Here is a 23195-nt window from a genome sequence, read left to right on the forward strand (position 1 = left end):
GTTCCCTGCCCTAGTAGGAGCGCGGCAGTCCCAGCGAGTGCTGCGACACGAAATTGAGGATCATCTCGCGGCTGACCGGGGCCACCCGTGCGATCCTGGCGGCGCCGAGCATCGCGGCGAGTCCGTACTCTTTGGTGAGCCCTCCCCCGCCGTGTGTCTGGATTGCCTGGTCCAGGCTGGCGATGGCAGCCTCCCCCGCGGCGTACTTGGCCATGTTTGCGGCTTCGGCGGCACCGAAATCGTCGCCGCTGTCGTAGAGCGACGCGGCCTTCTGCATCATCAGTTTGGCGAGGTCGACCTCGATCTTGCGCTGCGCCAGGGGATGTGCGATGCCCTGGTGTGCACCGATCGGTTGCTCCCACACTGTGCGTTCGTTCGCGTACTTCACCGCGGCATCGAGCGCGTAGCGACCCATTCCGACCGCCATGGCGGCACCGAGGATACGTTCGGGGTTGAGCCCGGCGAACAACTGCGCGAGCGCCGCATCCGGTTCACCCACGAGTGCGTCCGCGGGAAGACGGACGTCATCGAGGAAAAGCGAGAACTGTCGATCGGGTTCGATGATGTCCATCTCCATCGGGGTCTTGACGAACCCGTCGGTCCCGGTGGGCACGATGAACAGTGCGGGACGGAGCTTTCCGCTGACCGCATCCTCGGTGCGGGCGACGATCAGTACCGCGTCCGCCTGATCGACGCCGGAGATGAACACCTTGTTGCCCGACAGGATCCAGTCGTCGCCGTCACGCTTGGCGACGGTACCGATCTTGTGGGAGTTCGAACCTGCGTCGGCTTCGGTGATTCCGAATGCCATGATCTTCGTGCCGTCGGCGAGTCCGGGCAACCACTGCTGCTTCTGGTCCGCCGTTCCGTACTTGGAGATGATGGTTCCGCAGATCGCCGGCGAGACGACCACGAGCAACAGACCGCATCCGTGCGCCGCGAGTTCCTCCTGTACCAGCGCCAACTCGTAGATTCCGGCACCACCGCCGCCGTACTCCTCGGGGAGGTTCACGCCGAGAAACCCGAGTTTCGATGCCTCCGCCCATAGTTCGGTGAGCGGCTCGTTCCTGCGCGATTTCGGCAGCACGTAATCCATATAGTTGTAGCGCTGCGCCAGAGACGCTACGGCCGATCGAAGTTCCTGTTGTTCTTCGGTTTCGGTGACGATCATTCCGGTGCTCCTGACGTTGCGGATTGTTCTTCGTCCGATAGCGGGCCTTCGGCGGACACCACGGCCAGCACTGCGCCGACGTCGACCTGCGAGCCGACATCGACATTGAGTTCGGTGAGTATCCCTGTCCCCGGCGCGGTGACGGTGTGCTCCATCTTCATCGCCTCGAGCCACAGGATCGGCTGCCCCGCGGCCACGGTGTCGCCGAGGGCCGCGCCGAGCCGGAGCACCGATCCCGGCATGGGAGCGAGCAGCGAGCCCACTGCGCGGTGCGACGCAGGGTCGGCGAAACGAGGCACCACCTCGAGTCGGACCGGTCCGAGCGCTGAATCGACGTACACGGTGTCGCCGTGGACGGTACTGCCTTGGGCGGTGCCGCCGTATCGGGCGATGGTGAATCTACGGTGCACCCCGCCGCGGTCGAGGACGACGCGTTCGGGAGTGCACTCGACGACGACGTCGGCCGAACCATCGACGACCGGTCCGCTCCTGCTGTGCCGATACCGAATTTCGTGTTCACCGTGGATCCCGGTGTATGTCTTGGTCTGCGGCGCCGACACCAGGTTCCTCCATCCGGCAGGGAGTCCCGAATCGACGGTTGCAGCGGCGCGATTGTGCTCGGACTCCGCCAGTGCGGCGGCCAGAGCCGAGATCGCTTCTGCCTCCAGCGTTGCGACCGGTTCCGATAACACGGCGAGATCATGCGTGGTGAAGAACGCGGTATCGGTCTCACCCGCGAGGAATGCGGGGTGCCGGAGAACGTTGACCAGCAGATCGCGATTCGTGCGGATGCCGTGGATCTCCGCTCCCACGAGCGCTTTCGCAAGCAGCCGTGCGGCCTGCATCCGCGTCGGTGCGTAGGAGATCACCTTCGCGAGCATCGCGTCGTAGTGAGTTCCCACGTGCGATCCGGCGACGACTCCCGAGTCCAGGCGGATCCCGGTGCTGCGCAGTATCCCGAATTCGGTTTCCGCTCCCGGTACCGCGATCCTGTGCACGACGCCCGTCTGCGGCTGCCAATCGCGGGCGGGGTCCTCGGCGTAGAGCCGGACCTCGATCGAATGTCCGCGGACCGGCGGCGGTTCGGGGTCGAGTCGGCCGCCTGCGGCGATGTGCAGTTGCAGATCGACCAGGTCGAGGCCGGTCACGCATTCGGTGACGGGATGCTCGACCTGCAGCCGGGTGTTCATCTCGAGGAAGTAGAACTCCCCCGATTCACCGGAGGCGAGGAATTCGACGGTGCCCGCACCTTCGTAACCGATGGCTTCGGCGGCGCGGCGCGCAGCGTCGAACAACTTCTCGCGCATGCCGGGGATCGAATCGACGAGCGGGGACGGTGCTTCCTCGACGACCTTCTGGTGCCTGCGCTGGATGGAGCATTCTCGCTCACCGACGGCCCACACGGTGCCGTGCCGATCGGCGAGGACCTGTACCTCGATGTGCCGACCGGTTTCGAGGTAGCGCTCGCAGAACACCGTCGGATCGCCGAACGCCGATTCCGCTTCGTGGCGGGCGGCCTCGAGCTGAGCGGGCAGGTCGTCCACCGACCGCACGATCCGCATGCCTCGTCCGCCTCCGCCGGCAGACGCTTTGACGAGCACCGGCAGGTCGGCGTCGGTGACCTGGGCGGGATCGAGTTCCGGGAGGACCGGAACCCCCGCATCCTCCATGAGTTTCTTCGCCTCGACCTTCGAACCCATCCGAGAGATCGAGTCGGGTTGTGGACCGATCCAGACGAGACCTGCGTCGAGGACCGACTGCGCGAACTCGGCGTTCTCGGAGAGAAATCCGTATCCGGGATGTATCGCATCCGCGTCCGCTGCGTGCGCGGCCGCGATGACGGCGTCGGCCCGCAGATACGTGTCGGCCGGTGCGACGCCCGGGAGCCGGACCGCGGCGTCGGCATCGGCGACGTGCGGGCTACCGGAGTCTGCGTCGGAGAACACTGCGACGGTGCCGAGGCCACCGCGACGGCACGAGGCGAAGACCCGGCGGGCGATCTCTCCGCGGTTGGCGACGAGCACGGTGTCGAAGCCGGCGTGGAACGCCGAGTTGCTGACTGTGTCGTTCACTGTGGACCTCACATCCGGAAGACGCCGAAGCCCTCGGCGCCTTCGATCGGTGCGGTGGCGATGGCCGACAGGCACATACCCACCACGGTGCGGGTGTCGCGGGGATCGATGATCCCGTCGTCGTACAAGCGACCGGACAGGAACATCGGCAGTGACTCGGCCTCGATCTGATTCTCGATCGCGGCGCGCATCGCCTCGTCTGCAGCCTCGTCGAACGCCTGGCCTCGGGCTTCGGCTGCGGCGCGGCCGACGATCGAGATGACCCCCGCGAGTTGTGCGCCGCCCATCACCGCGGAGCGCGCACTCGGCCAGGCGAAGAGGAAACGTGGGTCGAAGGCGCGACCGCACATTCCGTAGTGTCCCGCACCGTACGAGGCGCCGAGCAGGATCGAGATGTGCGGCACCGTCGAGTTGGAGACCGCGTTGATCATCATCGCGCCGTGTTTGATCATGCCGCGTTCCTCGTACTCGCGGCCCACCATGTATCCGGTGGTGTTGTGGAGGAACAACAGTGGTGTGTTCGCGCGATTGGCGAGTTGGATGAACTGGGCGGCCTTCTGCGATTCCTCGCTGAACAGGACGCCGCGGGAATTGGCGAGAATCCCGACCGGGAATCCGTGCAGCTGCGCCCACCCCGTGACCAGCGACGATCCGTACAGGGGTTTGAACTCGTCGAAGTCGGAGTCGTCGACGATCCGGGCGATCACCTCGCGCGGATCGAAGGGCCGCCTGAGGTCGTCGGGGACGATCCCGATCAGTTCTTCGGCGTCGTAGCGGGGTTCGAGCGCGTTCTGCACGGCCGCGGGGCCCTGCTTGCGGTAGTTGAGCCGCCGCACGATGCTGCGCCCGATTCGCAGGGCGTCGTGTTCGTCGACCGCCAGGTAGTCGGCCAGACCCGAGGTGCGGGCGTGCATCTCGGCGCCGCCGAGTGTCTCGTCGTCGGATTCCTCGCCCGTGGCCATCTTCACGAGCGGCGGCCCGGCGAGGAACACCTTGGACCGTTCCTTGATCATGACGACGTGATCGGACATGCCCGGGATATAGGCACCACCGGCGGTGGAGTTGCCGAACACGAGGGCGATGGTCGGGATGCCTGCGGCAGACAGGCGTGTGAGGTCGCGAAAGAGCCGGCCGCCGGGAATGAACACCTCCTTCTGCGTGGGGAGGTCGGCGCCACCCGACTCCACCAGCGAGATCAGCGGCATCCGGTTCTGCATCGCTATATCGTTGGCACGCAGATTCTTCCGGAGAGTCCACGGGTTGCTGGTGCCGCCCCGGACGGTCGGATCGTTCGCGACGATCACGCATTCGACACCTTCGACGACACCGATGCCCGTGACCACGCCGGCGCCCACGGGGAATTCGGTTCCCCAGGCGGCGAGAGGTGAGAGTTCGAGGAACGGCGAGTCGGGGTCGATCAGCAACTCGATCCGCTCTCGGGCCAGCAGTTTGCCCCGCTCGTGGTGTCGGCGCACGTATTTTTCGCCACCACCGCCGAGCGCCTTGGAGTGCTCGGTGTCGAGTTCGGCGAGTCGAGAATTCATCGCCTCGGCGGCAGCGTCGTACTCGGCGGATCCGGTATCGAGGGCCGACGCCAGCGTGCTCACCCGTGGTACCCCAATCGCTTCGCGGCGAGTTCGATCAGAATCTCGCTCGTGCCACCCCCGATGCCGAGAATACGCATGTCGCGGTACTGACGTTCCACTTCGGACTCGGCCATGTAGCCGAGCCCGCCGAACAGCTGCACCGCCTGGTGGGCCACCCATTCCCCGGCTTCGACCGAGCTGTTCTTCGCGAAGCACACCTCGGCGATGAGGTCCAGGTCGCCGCCGACTGCCCGTTCTACGAGGGCCCGCGAGTAGACGCGGGCGACGTCGATCCGCCGTGTCATGTCGGCGAGGGTGCGCTGGACCGCCTGCCTGCTGATCAGCGGGCGGCCGAACGTTTCCCGGTCGCGGCACCAGGCGATGGTCAGGTCGAGGCAGCGCTGCGCACCCGAGTACGCCTGGGCAGCGAGGGCGATGCGTTCGGACACGAAGCCCTGGGCAATCTGGAAGAAGCCGGTGTTCTCCGCGCCCACCAGGTTGGTGGCCGGGACGCGGACGTCGACGAACGACAACTCGGCAGTGTCGGAGGCGCGCCAGCCCATCTTGTCGAGCTTGCGAGACACCGTGAAACCCGTTGTGCCCTTTTCTATCACGAGTAACGAGACACCACCCGCGCCCGATCCGCCGGTACGGACGGCGGTGACCACGAAATCGGCGCGGCAGCCGGAGGTGATGTACGTCTTGGCGCCGTTGACGATGTAGTGGTCGCCGTCGCGCACCGCGGTGGTGGTCAGGTTGCCGACGTCGGATCCGCCGCCTGGCTCGGTGATCGCGAGCGACCCGATGAGCTCACCCGCAAGTGTGGGCTTCACCCATCGGTCGATCTGATCGGGGTCGCCCGCGGCGATCAGGTGGGGCAGGGCGATGCCGCAGGTGAACAGCGACGCGAACGCGCCACCGGAAGCACCGGCCTCGTGAAATGCCTCGCACACGGTGAGGGTGTCGGCGCCGTCGCCCCCGGAGCCGCCGACCTCGTCGGGGAAACCCACGCCGAGTAACCCGAGTGCTGCCGCCTTCTTGTGGAGTTCACGAGGAAGTTCGCCGTCGCGTTCCCACTCGTCGAGGTACGGCAGGACATCGCGGTCGACGAAACCGGTGACGGTCTCGCGCAGTGCACGTCGTTCGGGGGTGTTCCAGATGCTCACGTGTGGTCCTCCAGGAAGGTGGTCGGAATATCGAGGTGCCGGGCTCGCAACCATTCACCGAGCCCCTTGGCCTGCGGGTCGAATCTCGCGCGGGAGGCGACACCGCGACCGAGGATTCCTTCGATCACGAAGTTGACGGCCCGTAGGTTCGGGAGCATGTGGCGGGTGACGGTGAGTGGCGCAGTTTCGGGAAGGAGCGACTTGACGGCAGCGACAGTGAGAGTGTGTGCGAGCCATCGCCACTCATCGTCGCTACGAACCCATACGCCGATGTTGGCGTCGCCTCCCTTGTCGCCGCTGCGCGCACCGGCCACCGCGCCGAGCGGCACACGACGGGTGGGTCCGTCGGGGTACGGCACAGGCAACTCGGGAGCGTCGAGCGGGTCGAGCGTCCGGGTTTGCTCTACAGGGGGGACCTCGACGCGGGCGCCGTCGGGGAGCACGGCCACGTGGGGGACCTGCACGGCGTCGACGTAGCCCGCGGTGTACACGCCGTAGGCACTGCCGGCTCCGGGTGGCGCGGTGAGGAAAAGACCGGGATATCCCGCGAGTGCGAACTCTACGGCGGTGGAGGTGAATCCGCGCCCGGCAACCTTCGGGTCGGGGTCGCGCACGGTGCAGCGCAGCAGCGCACTCGCAGCTTCCTCGGTGTCGGCGTCGGGGTGATCGGTGCGGGCAAGGTTCCATTCCAGCTCGGCGGGTCGCGCGGGCAGGTTCGCTTCGATCTGACGTCGCACGAGGCGCGCTTTGGCTTCGATGTCGAGTCCGGTGAGGACGAACTCGGCCTGGTTGTGGAATCCGGCCAGCGCGTTGAGACAGACCTTGAGGGTCGGCGGCGGTGCCTCTCCGCGCGCTCCGGTGAGCTTGACGCGGTCGGGACCGACCTGGTCGAGGTGGATGGTGTCGATGCGCGTCGTGACATCCGGACCCGCATAGCGTCCACCCGTCACCTCGTACAACAGCTGTGCGGTCACTGTTCCCACGGTGACGGCGCCACCCGTACCCGGGTGTGTGGTGATGATCGACGAGCCGTCGGCCTCGATCTCGGCGATCGGGAACCCGGGACGGTCGAGGTTGTTCAGTTCGGTGAAGAACGCATAGTTGCCACCGGTCGCCTGGGTGCCGCATTCGATGACGTGACCCGCGGCGACGGCTCCCGCCAGCGCATCGAACTCGGTTCGGTCCCAGCCGAAGTGGGCCGCCGCGGGACCGACGATGACGGAGGCGTCGGTGACGCGCCCGGTGACGACGATGTCGGCTCCCGCGTTCAGGCAGTCCACGATCCCCCACGCACCGAGATACGCGTTCGCGGTGAGTGGCGGAGGATCTGTGGTCAGGTCGAGCTCGTCGACGCGGGCGATGAGGTCGTCGCCCTCGACGTGAGCGATACGTGGAGCGAGGCCGAGGGTGCCGGCGAGATCTCGCAGTGCGTCTGCGAGGCCTGCGGGGTTGAGGCCACCGGCATTCGCGACGATGCGCACCCCGTTGTCCAGTGCGAGGCCCATGCAATCCTCCGCCTGGCGCAGGAAGGTCTTGGCATAGCCTGCGGTGGGATCCTTCATGCGGTCGCGCCCGAGAATCAGCATGGTCAGTTCTGCGAGGTAATCGCCGGTGAGGTAGTCGAGCTCGCCGCCCTCGAGCATTTCGCGCATCGCCGACAACCGGTCTCCGTAGAAGCCGGAGCAGTTGCCGATCCGCACCACTGCGCGTAGCTGCCGGCTCACTGTGTTGCCCGGCCCTGTTCACGTCCGGATCCCGGCGGGCCCGCGAAGGCCTGCGCGATGCCGAGCCAGGCCTCGGCCTCGGGTCCGTAGGCGACGAGCGCGGTGTCGGCACGGTGGACACGTTGCGTGACGAGCAGGCAGAAGTCGAGAGCCGGCCCGGTCACCGATTGCGCGGCGTCGCGCGGTCCCCACTCCCAGGTGTGTCCGTCGGGTGCAGTGAGTTCCACCCGGAACGGTTCGGTGGGTACTGCACGGTCGTGGATGACGAACGCGAAGTCGCGGGTGCGGACGCCGATGTGCGCGACATGCTGCAGGCGCGACGTCGGCGGGACAGTCACCCCGAGGGCAGACGCGACGTCACCTCCGTGCGCCCAGGTCTCCATGAGTCGCGCGGTCGCCATCGAGGCTGCGGACATCGGCGGTCCGTACCACAGGATTTTCGTTCCCGTGGGGACCTCGGCGAGTGCGAGCGCAAGATCCCGGCGTACGGTGCGCCAGGTTGCGAGTAGTTCGTCAGGCGCGAGCGCCGCGCACTCCGAAGCTCCCCGGTCGACGAATGTGTCGATATCAGTGAGGTTTTCGATTTCGGCGATGAATGCGTCCGGATCTGTGATCGCGGTGAGCGCAGCGCGATCGGTCCACAACAGGTGACCGATCTGGTGCGCCACCGTCCACCCGGTCGCGGGAGTCGGACGACGCCATTCGTCATCGGCCAGGTCCGCGACGAGTGCGTCGAGAGTGTCGCCTTCGGCGCGCAGGTCGTCGAGGAGCGAGGGCAGCTCAGCCATGCGCTCAGCATCACACCTCACCGCCCTGAAATCAAGCAGCGATGATTGTTTTCTCTGCCGGAGACCGCTCGCAGCCGGACATCGCGCACATCAGCGCGATCCGACGATCATGCGCAGGAGTTCACCGGCGAGCCCCTCGAGCACGCGCGGAGGCCGCCATACGGCGCGCAGCACCCGGGACAGGTCCAGTTCGTCGACCTCCACGACCCGCAGCTGCCCGGACTCCACATGTTCGGCGACGGCAAGGGTGCTGAGCACTGCGGGCCCGACGCCACCGAGCGCACTGGTCCGCACCGCTGCGCCGCTGCCGAGTTCGAGAAGTGGGGCCGGCCGTGCGTACTCCTGCAGTGCGAGATCGAGCGTGCGGCGCGTGCCTGATCCCTCCTCACGAACCACCAAGGGTGTCGCGGCGAGTTCGGCCACGGTGAGCGGTCGACGACGACGCGCCCACGGATGCCCCGGCGCCACCACGACGACCAGCTCGTCACGCGCCACGTCCACACTGTGCAGACCTGGGGGGACGCTGGGCCCCTCGACGAACCCGACGTCGCATCCGCCGGTCGCCGCGATGTCACACACCTGCATCGAGTTGTGCACCTGCAATTGGATCTGGACGTCGTCGTGCACCGCACGGAATACACCGAGCCATCGTGGAATCAGGTGTTCCGCGACCGTCATCGATGACGCGACGACGAGCTCGGGATGATGTTCGGCGCTCAACGCCGCAGCTGCGTCGAGAAGTCGGTGCGCATCGGCAAGAACCTCCCTGGCCCAGTGCGCCACCACGGTGCCCTCCGGAGTGAGCACCGATCCGGATCGACCGCGCTTCACGAGAACTGCACCGAGCTGCTTTTCGAGGCGCCGGACCGACCGCGTGGCGTTGGGCTGAGCAATCCCCACCACGCGTGCCGCGGCACCGAGCCCGCCGTGATCGTCGATGCCGACGAGTAGCTCCAATGCTGAGAGATCCGGCCATTCGGTCATGCAGGGACGATATGTCAGGCCACCACCTGTGAGGCAGAATGCGAGCATGTCGACATTCGATATCGAGCGGGCCCGGGACGTCCTCGCCGCGCAACCGTTCAGCATCCTGGTCGGCGCACACCTGTCCGCCTACGGCCCGGACGGCGTGTCGCTCGAGATTCCGCTACGACCCGAACTTCTCCAGCAGTTCGGGTTCGCACACGGCGGCGTCCTGTCGTATGCGGCAGACAACGCGATCACCTTCGCTGCGGGCACCGCGCTCGGACCCTCGATCGTCACGACGGGCTTCACCATCGACTATCTGCGTCCCGCGCAGGGAACCCATGTGCGCGCCGACGCTCACGTCGTCGAAGCCACGACACGTCAGGCACTGTGCCGGTGCGAAATCGTCGTGGTCGCCGAGGGCGGCTCCGAAAAGGTCTGCGCCGCTGCGCAGGGCAGCGCCCGACTGATCGAACTCTCACGCTGAGAGCAGTATCAGGACCAGCGCGCAGCCCCCGAGTGCTGCAACGGTGCCTGCGAGCAGCAGATTGCGCCACAGGAAGTAGGTGCCGCCACCCGCGTCGAGCCCGCGCACTCGCGCGCGGTGGCTTTCCCTCGAGCTGAACAGCAGCACCAGCACGGGCACGAGGCACAGAAGTCCGATCGACGCGACGACCGGGCCGGGCCCAGGAACGAACCGCATGAAGCCCAGCACAATCGCGCCGAGCACGGCTTCGGTGCGCAACCACGCGAGCGAAGTACGCTCGGGTTGCAGACCGGGATCGTCGTGCCGCATGGGCGATCACACCGCGAGGGCCACGGCCAGAACGATCCCCGCCACCGCCAGCAGTCCCGCGAGCAGGTACGCGGCCCACGGGAACGGCAACGGCAGACCCGAGCGCATGGCCTTCTCGACGGTGATCCATCGCATCACTGCGATGACCACGAACACGACGGCGAACCCGAGCAGGACGCACGACAGCACCGTTCGCACCACCGGTTCGATGACGTCACCGGCGAAGGTCTCGAGCGCCACCGCTGCGGCGATGAGACCCAGGGCGGTGCGAATCCATGCGAGAAATGTGCGTTCGTTGGCAAGGGTGAACCGCGGATCCGGCTCAGTGCCCTCGCGCAGCACCCGTGGCCGTCGGTCTCGTCGCGTTGAACTCACAGGGCGGACTCTAGTCCGGTCGGTTCCCATTCACCGGTTCTCCCGCGATGCTTCAGCCGACGACCAGGTCTGTTCCTCGCGCCTCCGCGGGACGCGACTTCAACGGTTTCTTCGCGGGCCCGTCGACGGGCACCCCGTCGAGCGCGAACTTGCTGCCGTGGCATCGGCACACGATCAGGTCGTCCTCCACGTCGGTGATGTTGCATCCCTGATGGGTGCAGATCGCAATGAACGCGTGGAAGTCACCCGCAGTCGGCTGGGTGACGACGAGTCGCTTACCTTCCAGGAACACGCCACTGCCGACGGGCACGTCGGCAACTGCGGCAACAACCTCGGCGTCCGGTCCCGGCGGTGCGGTGGTGGTCGCAGCGGGCGGGGCCGCCGGTTCCGGCGACGGCGGCGCGCCGCACGCGGTCAGCCCTCCCGCCGCCACAGCGGTACCCGCGCTCGTAAGCACTGCTCGCCGGGTCATCGGGGGGAGATTGCTACTCATCGACATTCCGTTTCGATCGCTGACACATCCCGCTCAGGGTAGTCCCGGAACGCGGATGGAGGCCGCGACCTCGGTCACCACCCACCTCACCTGGACGACCCGCGACATCGAGCGACTCAGTGCATCGGGACCGAACCCGCCTCGATCGGCTGCGTGGACTTCGTCCGCGGCAGAAAAGCTGCTGGAATCAGGGCCAGCACCATGACGAGCGTCGCCACCAGGAATGTGTCGCCGAAGGCATCGGCGAGGGACCCGAGGACACTCTGCTGCGCCTCGGGAGGAAGCTGCGCGAGCATCTCGGCGTCGGGCTGACCGGTCGTCCCTTCCGGCGCACCTTCGGGGGCGATGATGCGGCTGGTGAGGATCACCGACATCGTCGCGGTACCGATGGACCCCGACGCCTGCTGAACGATGTTCATCAACGTCGATCCCCGCGCGATGCTCTGATCGGTGAGGGTCTGCAATGCCGCGGTCATCGTGGGCATCATGGTGCAGCCCATGCCCATACCCATCACGAACAGCGCTCCGAGCAGCAGCGGGTAGCCGGTGTCGACACCGACCTGGGTGAACACAGACATGCCCGCGATGATGAGCACGAGGCCGACCAGCACGATTTTGCCCGGTCCGATGCGGTCGACGAGCTGCCCGGCGATAGGCATGGTGAGCATCGCGCCGAGGCCCTGCGGGGCCAGCAACAGACCCGCCATCAGTGTCGATTCACCGTGCACCTGCAGGAAGTAGCTCGGGAACAGAAGTCCGGCGCCGAAGAAGCCGATCGCGAACACGGTCATGGTCAGTACCGCGAAGGTGAGCTGCCGGTTCTGGAACAACTTCAGGTCGATGAGCGGGTGGACTGCCCGCAAGGCATGGAACACGAATGCGATGATCAGCGCGATTCCGACGATGCCGGGAATGAGTACCCGTGCCGACGCGATCGTGCCGGTCTCCGGCAGTGACGACACACCGAACAGGAACAGCGCGAGGCCCGGCGACAGCAGGAGCATGCCGACGAAGTCGAACGCTTCGGATTTGTGTGGCGAGTCCTTCGGCAGCACGACGAATGCCGTGATCAGGGCGATGGCACCGATCGGCAGGTTGATGAGGAAGATCCAGTGCCAGCTCGCCACGTCGATGAGCCAGCCGCCGAGGATGGGGCCGCCGATGGGACCGAGGAGCATCGGGATGCCCAGGACCGCCATGACGCGCCCGACCCGCTGCGGGCCCGCAGCTCGGGTCATGATCGTCATGCCGAGCGGCATGAGCATGCCGCCGCCGAAGCCCTGAACCACACGGAAGGCGATCAGCGAGGTGATGTCCCACGCAAAACTGCACAGTACGGAGCCTGCGACGAACAGCACGAGCGCGGTGAGATACAGCCGCTTGGTGCCGAAGCGGTCGGCCGCCCATCCGGTGAGGGGAATCACACTGGCCAGCGCCAGGGTGTAGCCGGTCATCGTCCACGCGACCGTCGCGTAGGAGGCCTGGAATTCCGACATGAAGGTCGGAAGGGCGACGGAGACGACGGTGACATCGAGGATCGACATGATGGCACCGAGTACCACCACCGAGGCGATCTTCAGGACTGCAGCGTCCAGTTTCGTACTCGGCTCGGAAGAAGAATCCGCAGGTGGCGCTGTCATGGGTCACTCCAGTCGGTGCGCAGGCGTCGGCCCGCGAGATCATGAGAAGACGGGCCGCACCCGATCGACTCATCGGCATCCGCGTTCGATACCGACGGCATGTGCGCACCGCTCGTCGATCTTAACGACGATGCCGCCAGCACGCCCAATGGTTTTATCGCGGAATGGATCCGATGAACGGCAGCCTGCGGCGGCGCCGACCGAGGTCGACGAGCGCCGCGCGATCCGTGATCTTGATGCGTGGACGCCCGTCCACACGGCCCGCGGCGCGTTCCGCAGCGTCGATGGCCCGCCACCCGTCGAGCTCGACGCGGTCGGGACGCCGCTCGGCCAGAAGCTTGCCGAGACTTCGACGATCACCCTCCGGCCGGGTCAGTCTGCCCGCGTCGAAATCGGCGAACAGTGCCGCCACGGTCTCCTTGGCGCAGCCCTTGTTGGTGCCGATCACGCCGCTGGGCCCGCGTTTGATCCATCCCGTGACGTAGACGCCGGTCTCGACGCGGCCGCCGATGTTGGGCACCACGGCCCGCTGGTCGTCGAACGGCAGATCGGGAACGGGCACACCTCGGTACCCGATCGATCGGAGCACGAGGCCGGCGTCGATCACCTCCACGTCGTCGGTCGCCCGCGCAACGAGCGCGCCCTCGGAGCTCTCGACCAACTCGGTGTGCGCGATACGGACACTGTCCACGCGGCCGGTGCCGGACAGCTCCTCGGGAGCGGTGAAATAGCGGAAGACGATGCGCCGATTCCCGTCCTGCGGTGTGCGCGCTGCGTACTCACGTGCGAGCTGCACCCGCATCGCCACAGCAGGATCATGTGCCACGGCACGTTCGCCGGCCGCGTCGAGAACGAGATCGGACTCGTCGATGACGATATCCACGCCGTTCAGATCACCGAGCGCGAGGAATTCGGGATTACTGTATGCGGCCTGCACCGGTCCGCGGCGCCCGAGGAGGACGACTTCGCGAACATTGCTGTGCCGCAGCGCCTCGAGTGCGTGATCGGCGATGTCGGTGCGGGCGAGTTCGTCGACGTCCATCGTGAGGATGCGAGCGACGTCGATCGCGACGTTGCCGTTGCCGACGATGACGGCGCGCTCCCCCGACAGATCGAAGGTGCGGTCTGCGTAGTCGGGGTGGCCGTTGTACCAGGCGACGAATTCGGTGGCGGCGTGACTGCCTGCGAGGTCTTCACCGGGGATACCGAGACGACGATCGGCGGAGGCACCCACCGCGTACACCACCGCGTGGTGGTGTACGAGCAGTTCCGCGTGAGTGAGGTCGCGACCGATCTCGGTGTCGAGGTGCAGGGCGAAGGCCTCGCGGCGGAAGGACCATTCGAACGACTCGGTGACGGACTTCGTGCCGGGGTGATCGGGCGCGACACCTGCACGGACCAGACCGAAGGGCGTCGGTAGCCGGTCGAACATCTCGACCTCGACATCGGATCGTTCGAGCAGTTCCTGCGCGGCGTAGCAAGCTGCGGGCCCGGCGCCGACCACAGCGACCCGCAGGGTTCCGCGATCACGCGGGGCGGCCGGTGCCGGAGCGAGTGGATTCCAGCCGTCCGGCATGGGGTGCGTCCGGTAGTAGTCGGCGTTGATCTCGGCGAATCGGGCCTGGGACGGTTCGAGCTTGTCGTCCGGGAGGATCGCTTCGACCGGGCAGGCGTCGGCGCACGCACCGCAGTCGATGCAGGTCTGCGGGTCGATGTGCAGCATCTCCGCCGACCCGAACTGAGGCTCGTCGGGAGTGGGATGGATGCAGTTGACCGGGCAGACGGCAACGCAGCTCGCGTCGTTGCAGCACGTCTGGGTGATGACGTAGGCCATGTAGATGTCCTCGGAAGCGGGGCGGAACGACCGCCAGTTTCATGTAACACATGGTAACAGTTAACTGGAACTCTAGCCGCGCATCCGCGCGCTCCGCAAGACGCGACCGGCCACACCGGCAGCAGGAAGTCGACGTCGGCGTTCCGATCCGAACACACAGCCCCTACGGTGGAACGATGACCCGCACCCTGATCCTGCTGCGCCACGGGAAGTCCGCATATCCGGACGACGTGGACGATCACGAGCGCCCCCTCTCTCCACGCGGCCGACGAGAGGCAGGTCTCGCCGGTCGATGGATACGAGCCGACCTGCCGGATATCGACGCAGTGCTGTGCTCCGATGCAACACGCACACGCAAAACCCTCGCCGAGGCGACCATCGACGCACCCGTCGACTACCGCGCGGCGCTCTACGGGGCCACACCCGAGGGCGTCATCGCAGAGATCCGGTCGGTGGACCCGGATATTCACACCCTGCTCGTGATCGGGCACGAGCCGTCACTGTCCGAGACGGCGCTGATCCTGGCCACCGACCACAGCAGCGACATCGCGCAGCAACTCTCCGAGAAGTTCCCGACCTCAGCACTCGCGGTTCTCACCGTTCGAGGCAGCTGGGCCGACCTCGAGCCGGGCCGTGCAGAACTGACGAACTTCCACATCGCGCGCTGAGCCGCACCCGCACGACGCGTCGAGCAGCGTTTCCGCACAGCACCCAGCAACCACAAAGGTCCCGCCCTGAAGAGAGAGGGCGGGACCTTTGTGACTACGGCAGCGAACTACCGGTAGTCGTTGGAGTAACCGTAGTCATCCAGAGGCACTGCAGCACCGGTGTTCTGGCCGAAGCCGTCCGGCGAGTAGTACTGGTCGTCGTACGCCGGGATGGCGTACGCGGCAGCACGCGCTTCCTCGGTCGGCTGAACCTGGATGTTCCGGTACTTGTTGATGCCGGTACCCGCAGGAATCAGCTTGCCGATGATCACGTTCTCCTTGAGACCGATCAGCTTGTCCGAACGGCAGTTGATCGCCGCGTCGGTCAGCACACGAGTGGTCTCCTGGAACGATGCCGCCGACAGCCACGAGTCGGTGGCCAGCGAGGCCTTCGTGATGCCCATCAGGACGGGACGACCCGCTGCCGGCTCGCCACCTTCCTGGACCACACGACGGTTCGCAGCCTCGAACTCGCTGCGCTCGACCAGTGAACCGGGCAGGAACTCCGTCGCACCCGAATCGATGATCGTCACGCGACGCAGCATCTGACGAACGATCGTCTCGATGTGCTTGTCGTGGATCGACACACCCTGGCTCCGGTAGACCTCCTGGACCTCATGGACCAAGTGGATCTGAACCTGACGGGGGCCCATCACGCGCAGCACCTCGTGCGGATCGGCAGCACCTTCGAGGAGCTGCTGACCGACATCCACGTGGTCGCCGTCGCCGAGGACACCTTCGGTGCCGTCTGCCTTACGGATGACGTGCAGACGCTGACGCTTGGACAGCTTGTCGTACACGACCTCCTCGCCACCGTCGTCGGGGATGATCGTGATCTTGTAGAAACGATCGTCGTCCTCGAGGCGGACGCGGCCGGACACGTCGGCGATCGGAGCCTTGCCCTTGGGGACACGGGCCTCGAACAACTCCTGGACACGCGGCAGACCGCCGGTGATGTCCTCACCGACACCACCCTGGTGGAACGTACGCATCGTCAGCTGTGTACCGGGCTCACCGATCGACTGAGCGGCGACGATACCGACAGCCTCGCCGATGTCGACGAGCTTGCCCGTCGCCATGGAGCGGCCGTAGCAGGTCGCGCAGACCCCGGTACCGGTGTCGCAGGTGAGGACCGAGCGGACCTTGACCTTCTGGATACCGGCCTCGAGGAGAGCCTCGATCGCGGGATCGCCGAGGTCGGAGCCGCGCTCGACGACGACGTTTCCGGCGGCGTCGATTGCTTCCGTCGCCAGCGTGCGGGCGTACGTGCTCGTCTCGATGTGAGCGTCGCGAACCAGCTTGCCGGTCTCGTTGCCCTGTGCGTCACGCTCGGGCTCGGCGATGACCATCTCGATGCCGCGCGGCGTGCCGCAGTCGACCTCGCGGACGATGACGTCCTGCGAGACGTCCACCAGACGACGCGTCAGGTAACCCGAGTCGGCGGTACGCAGAGCGGTATCGGCCAGACCCTTACGCGCACCGTGCGTGTTGATGAAGTACTCGGCGACGGTCAGGCCCTCACGGAACGAGGACTTGATCGGACGAGGAATGAACTCGCCCTTCGGGTTCGTCACCAGGCCCTTCATACCCGCCAGCGAGCGGATCTGGGTCATGTTGCCCGCAGCGCCGGACTTCACGATCGTCGGGATCGGGTTGTCGTCCGGGTAGTGCGCCTCCATGACCTGGCCGACCTCTTCGGTCGCTTCCTGCCACAGCTTGACGAGCGAATCGCGACGCTCGTCCTCCGACAGCTTGCCGCGGTCGTACTGCCGCTGGATCGAGTCGGCCTGACCCTCGTAACGCTCGAGGATCTCCTTCTTCTCCGGCGGAACCAGCACGTCCGACATCGCGATGGTGACACCCGAACGCGTGGCCCAGTAGAAGCCCGCATCCTTGAGCTTGTCGACGGTCTGCGCGACCACGATCATCGGATAACGCTCGGCGAGGTCGTTGATGATCCCGGCCTGGCGCTTCTTCGGCATGATGTCGTTGACGAAGCCGTAGTTGATCGGCAGCAACTCGTTGAACATCACGCGACCGAGGGTGGTATCGGCGAGCCAACTCTCGCCGTAACGCCAGCCTTCGGGGAACAGCTCGTTCTCGATCTCGCGCGGCGGACGCTGGTGGGCCAGACGCACCCGGATCGGAGACTGCACCGACAGCACACCGCGGTCGACGGCCATGATGGCCTCTGCAGGCGACGAGTACACGCCCTGCTCCGCCTCGTCGGCCGAGGCAGGCTTGTACGCACCCACGGCGTCCTCGACGAGACGGGTCAGGTGGTACAGACCCGTCACCATGTCCAGACGCGGCATAGCGAGCGGGCGGCCCGATGCCGGCGACAGGATGTTGTTCGACGACAGCATCAGGATGCGCGCTTCGGCCTGAGCCTCTGCCGACAGCGGCAGGTGCACGGCCATCTGGTCACCGTCGAAGTCGGCGTTGAAGGCCTCACACACGAGCGGGTGCAGCTGGATGGCCTTACCCTCGACGAGCTGAGGCTCGAACGCCTGGATGCCGAGGCGGTGCAGCGTAGGCGCACGGTTCAGCAGAACCGGGTGCTCGTTGATGACCTCTTCGAGGACGTCCCACACCTGCGGGCGCTGACGCTCGACCATGCGCTTGGCCGACTTGATGTTCTGCGCGTGGTTCAGGTCCACGAGGCGCTTCATCACGAACGGCTTGAACAGCTCGAGAGCCATGAGCTTCGGCAGGCCGCACTGGTGCAGCTTGAGCTGCGGGCCGACGACGATGACCGAACGGCCCGAGTAGTCGACACGCTTACCGAGCAGGTTCTGACGGAAACGACCCTGCTTGCCCTTGAGCAGATCGGACAGCGACTTGAGCGGGCGGTTGCCCGGACCCGTCACCGGCCGGCCACGACGACCGTTGTCGAACAGCGCGTCGACGGACTCCTGGAGCATCCGCTTCTCGTTGTTGACGATGATCTCGGGAGCTCCGAGGTCGATCAGTCGCTTGAGGCGGTTGTTCCGGTTGATGACACGCCGGTACAGGTCGTTGAGGTCGGAGGTCGCGAAGCGGCCACCGTCGAGCTGCACCATGGGACGCAGCTCCGGCGGGATCACCGGAACAGCGTCGAGAACCATGCCCATCGGCGAGTTGCCGGACTGCGCGAACGCCGCCACGACCTTGAGACGCTTGAGCGCGCGGAGCTTCTTCTGGCCCTTGCCACTGCGGATGATCTCGCGCAGGTTCTCGGCCTCGGCGATGATGTCGAAGGTCTCGATGAGCTTCTGGATCGCCTCTGCACCCATCGCGCCGGTGAAGTACTCGCCGTAGCGGTCCTGCAGCTCGCGGTAGATCAGCTCGTCCACGATGAGCTGCTTGGTAGCGAGCTTCGTGAACGTCGTCCAGATCTCGTCGAGGCGATCGAGCTCGCGCTGAGCACGGTCGCGCAGCTGACGCATCTCGCGCTCGCCGCCGTCCTTCACCTTGCGGCGGACGTCCGACTTCGCGCCTTCTGCCTCGAGCTCCGCCAGATCGGCTTCGAGCTTCTGTGCGCGAGCTTCGAGGTCGGCGTCGCGCTGATCGGCGACACCCTTCTTCTCGACCTCCATCTCCGCCTCGAGCGTCGAGAGCTCGTTGTGACGGAGCTCGTCGTCGACCGAGGTGATGACGTACGCAGCGAAGTAGATGATCTTCTCGAGATCCTTCGGAGCGAGGTCGAGCAGGTAACCGAGACGGCTCGGCACACCCTTGAAGTACCAGATGTGCGTGACGGGTGCGGCCAGTTCGATGTGGCCCATCCGCTCACGGCGCACCTTGGCGCGGGTCACCTCGACGCCGCAGCGCTCGCAGATGATGCCCTTGAAGCGGACACGCTTGTACTTACCGCAGTAGCACTCCCAGTCCCGGGTGGGGCCGAAGATCTTCTCGCAGAAGAGGCCGTCCTTCTCGGGCTTGAGCGTGCGGTAGTTGATGGTCTCCGGCTTCTTGACCTCGCCGTACGACCAGTTACGGATGTCGGCCGCGGTGGCCAGACCGATCCGGAGTTCATCGAAGAAGTTGACGTCGAGCACGTAACTTCCTTTCCCCTGTGCGGGCCTTGTTGCTGCTAGTTGTCGCTATCGCTGCCGGGGCCCGATGCGGTACGCGCCCGGTGTGACTCGGTGGCGTACCGCATCGGTTCGGCTCCTAGTTCGCGAGGTCGTCGACCGTGGCCGACTCGTTGCGGGAAAGGTTGATGCCCAGGTTGGCTGCTGCCCGCTCCAGGTCCTCGTCGTCGCTGTCGGCCATTGCGATGGCAGCGCCGTCGCTGGACAGCACCTCCACGTTGAGGCAGAGCGACTGAAGTTCCTTGAGGAGCACCTTGAACGACTCCGGAATACCGGGCTCGGGGATGTTCTCGCCCTTGACGATCGCCTCGTACACCTTCACGCGACCCACCACGTCGTCGGACTTGATGGTGAGCAGCTCCTGCAGGGTGTATGCGGCACCGTAGGCCTGCATGGCCCAGCACTCCATCTCACCGAAGCGCTGACCACCGAACTGGGCCTTACCACCGAGCGGCTGCTGCGTGATCATCGAGTACGGACCGGTCGAACGCGCGTGGATCTTGTCGTCGACCAAGTGGTGCAGCTTGATGATGTACATGTAGCCGACCGCCACCGGGTACGGGAACGGCTCGCCGGAACGACCGTCGAACAGCGTCGCCTTGCCGTCGGGGCCGACCATGACCTCGCCGTCGCGGTTCGGCAGCGTCGACGACAGCAGACCCGTGAGCTCCTCCTCGCGAGCACCGTCGAACACCGGCGTTGCGATATTCGAGTCGGGCTCGGCGGCGAGCATCTCCGCGGGCAGATTCTGTGCCCACTCGGGGCGCGACCCGTCGTCGGCGACCTGCACGTTCCAACCGGCCTTGCCGATCCAGCCGAGGTGAGTCTCGAGGATCTGGCCGATATTCATACGACGCGGAACACCGTGGGTGTTCAGAATGATGTCGACAGGCGTGCCGTCGGGCAGGAAAGGCATGTCCTCCTGCGGGAGGATCTTGCCGATGACGCCCTTGTTGCCGTGGCGTCCGGCGAGCTTGTCGCCGTCCTGGATCTTGCGCTTCTGCGCCACGTACACGCGGACGAGCTCATTGACGCCCGGAGGCAGATCGTCGTCGTCCTCGCGGGAGAACACGCGGACGCCGATGACCTTGCCGGTCTCGCCGTGAGGAACCTTGAGCGACGTGTCGCGCACCTCGCGGGCCTTCTCACCGAAGATCGCGCGGAGCAGGCGCTCCTCCGGGGTGAGCTCGGTCTCGCCCTTCGGGGTGACCTTGCCGACCAGGATGTCGCCGTCGCGGACCTCGGCACCGATGCGGACGATGCCGCGCTCGTCGAGGTCGGCAAGGACCTCGTCGGAGACGTTCGGGATGTCGCGAGTGATCTCCTCGGCACCGAGCTTGGTGTCGCGGGCATCGATCTCGTGCTCCTCGATGTGGATCGAGGTCAGGACGTCCTCTTCCACGAGGCGCTGCGACAGGATGATCGCGTCCTCGTAGTTGTGGCCTTCCCACGGCATGATCGCGAGGAGCAGGTTCTTGCCCAGCGCCATCTCACCGTTCTCGGTGCAGGGGCCGTCGGCCAGAACCTGGCCGGCCTCGACACGCTGCCCCTCGTCGATGATCGGACGCTGGTTGGAGCACGTGCCCTGGTTCGATCGGTCGAACTTGCGCAGACGGTAGGTGCGGCGGGTGCCGTCGTCGGCCATCACCGTGATGAAATCGGCCGACACCTCCTCGACCACGCCGGGCTTCTCGGTGACGATGACGTCGCCGGCATCCACTGCAGCACGCAGCTCCATGCCGGTACCGACGACCGGAGCCTCGCTACGGATCAGCGGCACGGCCTGACGCTGCATGTTCGCGCCCATGAGGGCACGGTTGGCATCGTCGTGCTCGAGGAACGGGATCATGGCCGTCGCGACGGACACCATCTGGCGCGGCGAGACGTCCATGTACTCGACTGCGTCGGCACCGACGTACTCGATCTCCGCGCCCTTCTTACGGACGAGCACGCGATCATCGGCGAACGTGTTGTCCGTTGCGATCGGCGAGTTCGCCTGCGCGATGAGGAAGCGGTCCTCTTCGTCTGCTGTGAGGTAGTCGACCTCGTCGGTGACGATACCGTCGACGACCTTGCGGTACGGGGTCTCGATGAACCCGAACGGGTTGACCCGCGCGTACACCGACAGCGAACCGATCAGGCCGATGTTCGGGCCTTCAGGGGTCTCGATCGGGCACATGCGGCCGTAGTGCGACGGGTGGACGTCACGGACCTCGAGGCCGGCACGCTCACGCGACAGACCACCGGGGCCGAGAGCCGACAGGCGACGCTTGTGCGTCAGGCCCGACAGCGGGTTGTTCTGGTCCATGAACTGCGACAGCTGTGAAGTTCCGAAGAACTCCTTGATCGCGGCCACGACCGGACGGATGTTGATCAGGGTCTGCGGCGTGATCGCCTCGACGTCCTGGGTCGTCATGCGCTCACGAACGACGCGCTCCATGCGGGACAGGCCCACGCGGATCTGGTTCTGGATGAGCTCGCCGACGGTACGCAGACGACGGTTGCCGAAGTGATCGATGTCGTCGACCTCGACCGGAACCTCGACGCCGTCCGGAGCGGTCATCCAGTTCTCGCCCGCATGCAGACGCACCAGGTACTCGATGGTCGCGACGATGTCTTCTTCGGTGAGGGTCGATGCCTCGATCGGCTGGCCGGTGTTCAGGCCCAGCTTCTTGTTGATCTTGTAACGGCCCACGCGCGCCAGATCGTAGCGCTTGTCCTTGAAGAACAGGTTCTCGAGGAGCGTCTGTGCGCTCTCCTTCGTCGGCGGCTCGCCCGGACGAAGCTTGCGGTAGATGTCGAGGAGCGCCTCGTCGGTACCTGCGGTGTTGTCCTTCTCGAGCGTGGACATCATGATCTCGGAGAAGCCGAAGCGCTCCACGATCTGCTCGGTGGACCAACCGAGAGCCTTGAGCAGCACCGTGACGGGCTGGCGACGCTTACGGTCGATGCGCACACCGACGGTGTCGCGCTTGTCGACGTCGAACTCGAGCCATGCACCGCGACCGGGGATGACCTTGACGCTGTGCAGGTCCTTCTCGGTGCTCTTGTCGACGGACTTGTCGAAGTACACACCGGGCGAACGCACGAGCTGCGACACGACGACACGCTCGGTGCCGTTGATGACGAAGGTGCCCTTGCCGGTCATCATCGGGAAGTCACCCATGAAGACCGTCTGGCTCTTGATTTCACCGGTGTTGTTGTTGATGAACTCGGCAGTGACGAACAGCGGAGCCGCGTACGTCATGTCTTTGTCCTTGCACTCCTCGACCGAGGCCTTGACCTCGTCGAAGCGCGGGTCGGAGAAGGAGAGGGACATCGAACCCGAGAAATCTTCGATCGGCGAAAGCTCGGCGAGGATCTCTTCGAGACCACCGGCAAGACTGCCGTCGCGGCGCTCAGCAGCCTTCGCGCGCCAGCGCTCCGACCCGATCAACCATTCGAAGGAATCTGTCTGTACATCGAGGAGCCCGGGAACTTCGAGGGGTTCGCGAATTTTCGCGAATGAGACCCTCTTCGGGGCTCCGGGGATTCCGGCTACTGCCTTGGTCTGGCTAGAGACTGCCAAGATGCGTCCTTCCAGCACCTCACGCGGGTCGCTCCAACCGGTGCGACCGCCGCTGTACCTGCTTCTTCATGTGGGGCGTTTCGGCTGGTCACAACCCGAACTGAAACCCCGCCGAAGAATCCGATGAAATCGCTCTCAGGGAACGATTCACGGGCTCACAGGTCGAGGTGTGGACAGGAGGCAGCCAGCGCAAAGAACCAACTTACACTGAACACACGAAAATGTCCACGGGT

General features: G+C 65.8%; 16 protein-coding genes. 2 read left to right on the plus strand and 14 right to left on the minus strand.

Annotated features, from left to right (window positions below):
• Window positions 1-10: 10 nt before the first annotated feature.
• From ACFWCF_RS16290 to ACFWCF_RS16320, 7 genes are all read right to left on the minus strand, one after another.
• Window positions 11-1171: an acyl-CoA dehydrogenase family protein gene (locus tag ACFWCF_RS16290; RefSeq protein WP_378563191.1), complete on the minus strand. Its 1161-nt coding sequence runs from the start codon at window positions 1169-1171 to the stop codon at window positions 11-13.
• On the minus strand, window positions 1168-3243 hold the full coding sequence (locus tag ACFWCF_RS16295; protein ID WP_378490327.1) for a biotin carboxylase N-terminal domain-containing protein: 2076 nt from the start codon (window positions 3241-3243) through the stop codon (window positions 1168-1170). Before ACFWCF_RS16295 ends, ACFWCF_RS16290 begins: the two co-directional genes overlap by 4 nt.
• An 8-nt stretch (window positions 3244-3251) precedes the next feature.
• Entirely contained in the window at window positions 3252-4850 is a 1599-nt protein-coding gene (locus ACFWCF_RS16300; RefSeq protein ID WP_378563195.1) for an acyl-CoA carboxylase subunit beta, read from the minus strand.
• On the minus strand, window positions 4847-5995 hold the full coding sequence (locus ACFWCF_RS16305; RefSeq protein WP_378563197.1) for an acyl-CoA dehydrogenase family protein: 1149 nt from the start codon (window positions 5993-5995) through the stop codon (window positions 4847-4849). The genes ACFWCF_RS16300 and ACFWCF_RS16305 overlap by 4 nt, the downstream gene beginning before the upstream one ends.
• Window positions 5992-7719 (minus strand): acyclic terpene utilization AtuA family protein, encoded by a 1728-nt coding sequence (locus ACFWCF_RS16310; protein WP_378563199.1) that lies wholly within the window; start codon window positions 7717-7719, stop codon window positions 5992-5994. The genes ACFWCF_RS16305 and ACFWCF_RS16310 overlap by 4 nt, the downstream gene beginning before the upstream one ends.
• The gene (locus tag ACFWCF_RS16315; protein WP_378563202.1) at window positions 7716-8507 is read right to left on the minus strand and encodes a TIGR03084 family metal-binding protein; all 792 of its coding nucleotides are present in this window, start codon (window positions 8505-8507) and stop codon (window positions 7716-7718) included. The genes ACFWCF_RS16310 and ACFWCF_RS16315 overlap by 4 nt, the downstream gene beginning before the upstream one ends.
• Window positions 8508-8597: 90 nt before the next feature.
• On the minus strand, window positions 8598-9491 hold the full coding sequence (locus ACFWCF_RS16320; protein WP_378563204.1) for a LysR family transcriptional regulator: 894 nt from the start codon (window positions 9489-9491) through the stop codon (window positions 8598-8600).
• A 46-nt stretch (window positions 9492-9537) separates the two neighbouring features.
• On the opposite strand from ACFWCF_RS16320, the gene ACFWCF_RS16325 reads away from it, so the two are divergent.
• On the plus strand, window positions 9538-9960 hold the full coding sequence (locus ACFWCF_RS16325) for a PaaI family thioesterase (RefSeq protein WP_378563206.1): 423 nt from the start codon (window positions 9538-9540) through the stop codon (window positions 9958-9960).
• On the opposite strand, the gene ACFWCF_RS16330 is transcribed toward ACFWCF_RS16325, so the two are convergent.
• The 5 genes from ACFWCF_RS16330 to ACFWCF_RS16350 form a co-directional block, all read right to left on the minus strand.
• Window positions 9952-10269, minus strand: a complete 318-nt coding sequence (locus ACFWCF_RS16330) for a DUF202 domain-containing protein (RefSeq protein ID WP_378563209.1) — start codon at window positions 10267-10269, stop codon at window positions 9952-9954. The two genes, ACFWCF_RS16325 and ACFWCF_RS16330, sit on opposite strands and share 9 nt — an antisense overlap.
• Before the next feature lie 6 nt (window positions 10270-10275).
• A complete protein-coding gene (locus tag ACFWCF_RS16335; protein WP_378563211.1) occupies window positions 10276-10644 on the minus strand; it encodes a YidH family protein in 369 nt (122 codons plus the stop codon).
• Between the two features lie 52 nt (window positions 10645-10696).
• Window positions 10697-11137 carry a ubiquinol-cytochrome c reductase iron-sulfur subunit gene (locus ACFWCF_RS16340; RefSeq protein WP_378563213.1) on the minus strand — a complete coding sequence of 147 codons (441 nt, stop codon included), beginning with the start codon at window positions 11135-11137 and terminating at the stop codon, window positions 10697-10699.
• A gap of 116 nt (window positions 11138-11253) precedes the next feature.
• The gene (locus ACFWCF_RS16345; RefSeq protein ID WP_378563216.1) at window positions 11254-12777 is read right to left on the minus strand and encodes a DHA2 family efflux MFS transporter permease subunit; all 1524 of its coding nucleotides are present in this window, start codon (window positions 12775-12777) and stop codon (window positions 11254-11256) included.
• Between the two features lie 154 nt (window positions 12778-12931).
• Entirely contained in the window at window positions 12932-14611 is a 1680-nt protein-coding gene (locus ACFWCF_RS16350; protein WP_378563219.1) for an FAD-dependent oxidoreductase, read from the minus strand.
• A gap of 176 nt (window positions 14612-14787) precedes the next feature.
• On the opposite strand from ACFWCF_RS16350, the gene ACFWCF_RS16355 reads away from it, so the two are divergent.
• A complete protein-coding gene (locus tag ACFWCF_RS16355; RefSeq protein WP_378563222.1) occupies window positions 14788-15279 on the plus strand; it encodes a SixA phosphatase family protein in 492 nt (163 codons plus the stop codon).
• 107 nt (window positions 15280-15386) lie between these two features.
• On the opposite strand, the gene ACFWCF_RS16360 is transcribed toward ACFWCF_RS16355, so the two are convergent.
• Window positions 15387-19358: a DNA-directed RNA polymerase subunit beta' gene (locus ACFWCF_RS16360; protein ID WP_378563225.1), complete on the minus strand. Its 3972-nt coding sequence runs from the start codon at window positions 19356-19358 to the stop codon at window positions 15387-15389.
• Between the two features lie 115 nt (window positions 19359-19473).
• Window positions 19474-22980 carry a DNA-directed RNA polymerase subunit beta gene (gene rpoB / locus ACFWCF_RS16365; RefSeq protein ID WP_378563228.1) on the minus strand — a complete coding sequence of 1169 codons (3507 nt, stop codon included), beginning with the start codon at window positions 22978-22980 and terminating at the stop codon, window positions 19474-19476.
• Window positions 22981-23195: the final 215 nt, after the last annotated feature.

Origin of the sequence: Rhodococcus sp. NPDC060090 (assembly GCF_042729855.1) — a bacterium.
Taxonomy (GTDB): Bacteria; Actinomycetota; Actinomycetes; order Mycobacteriales; family Mycobacteriaceae; genus Rhodococcus.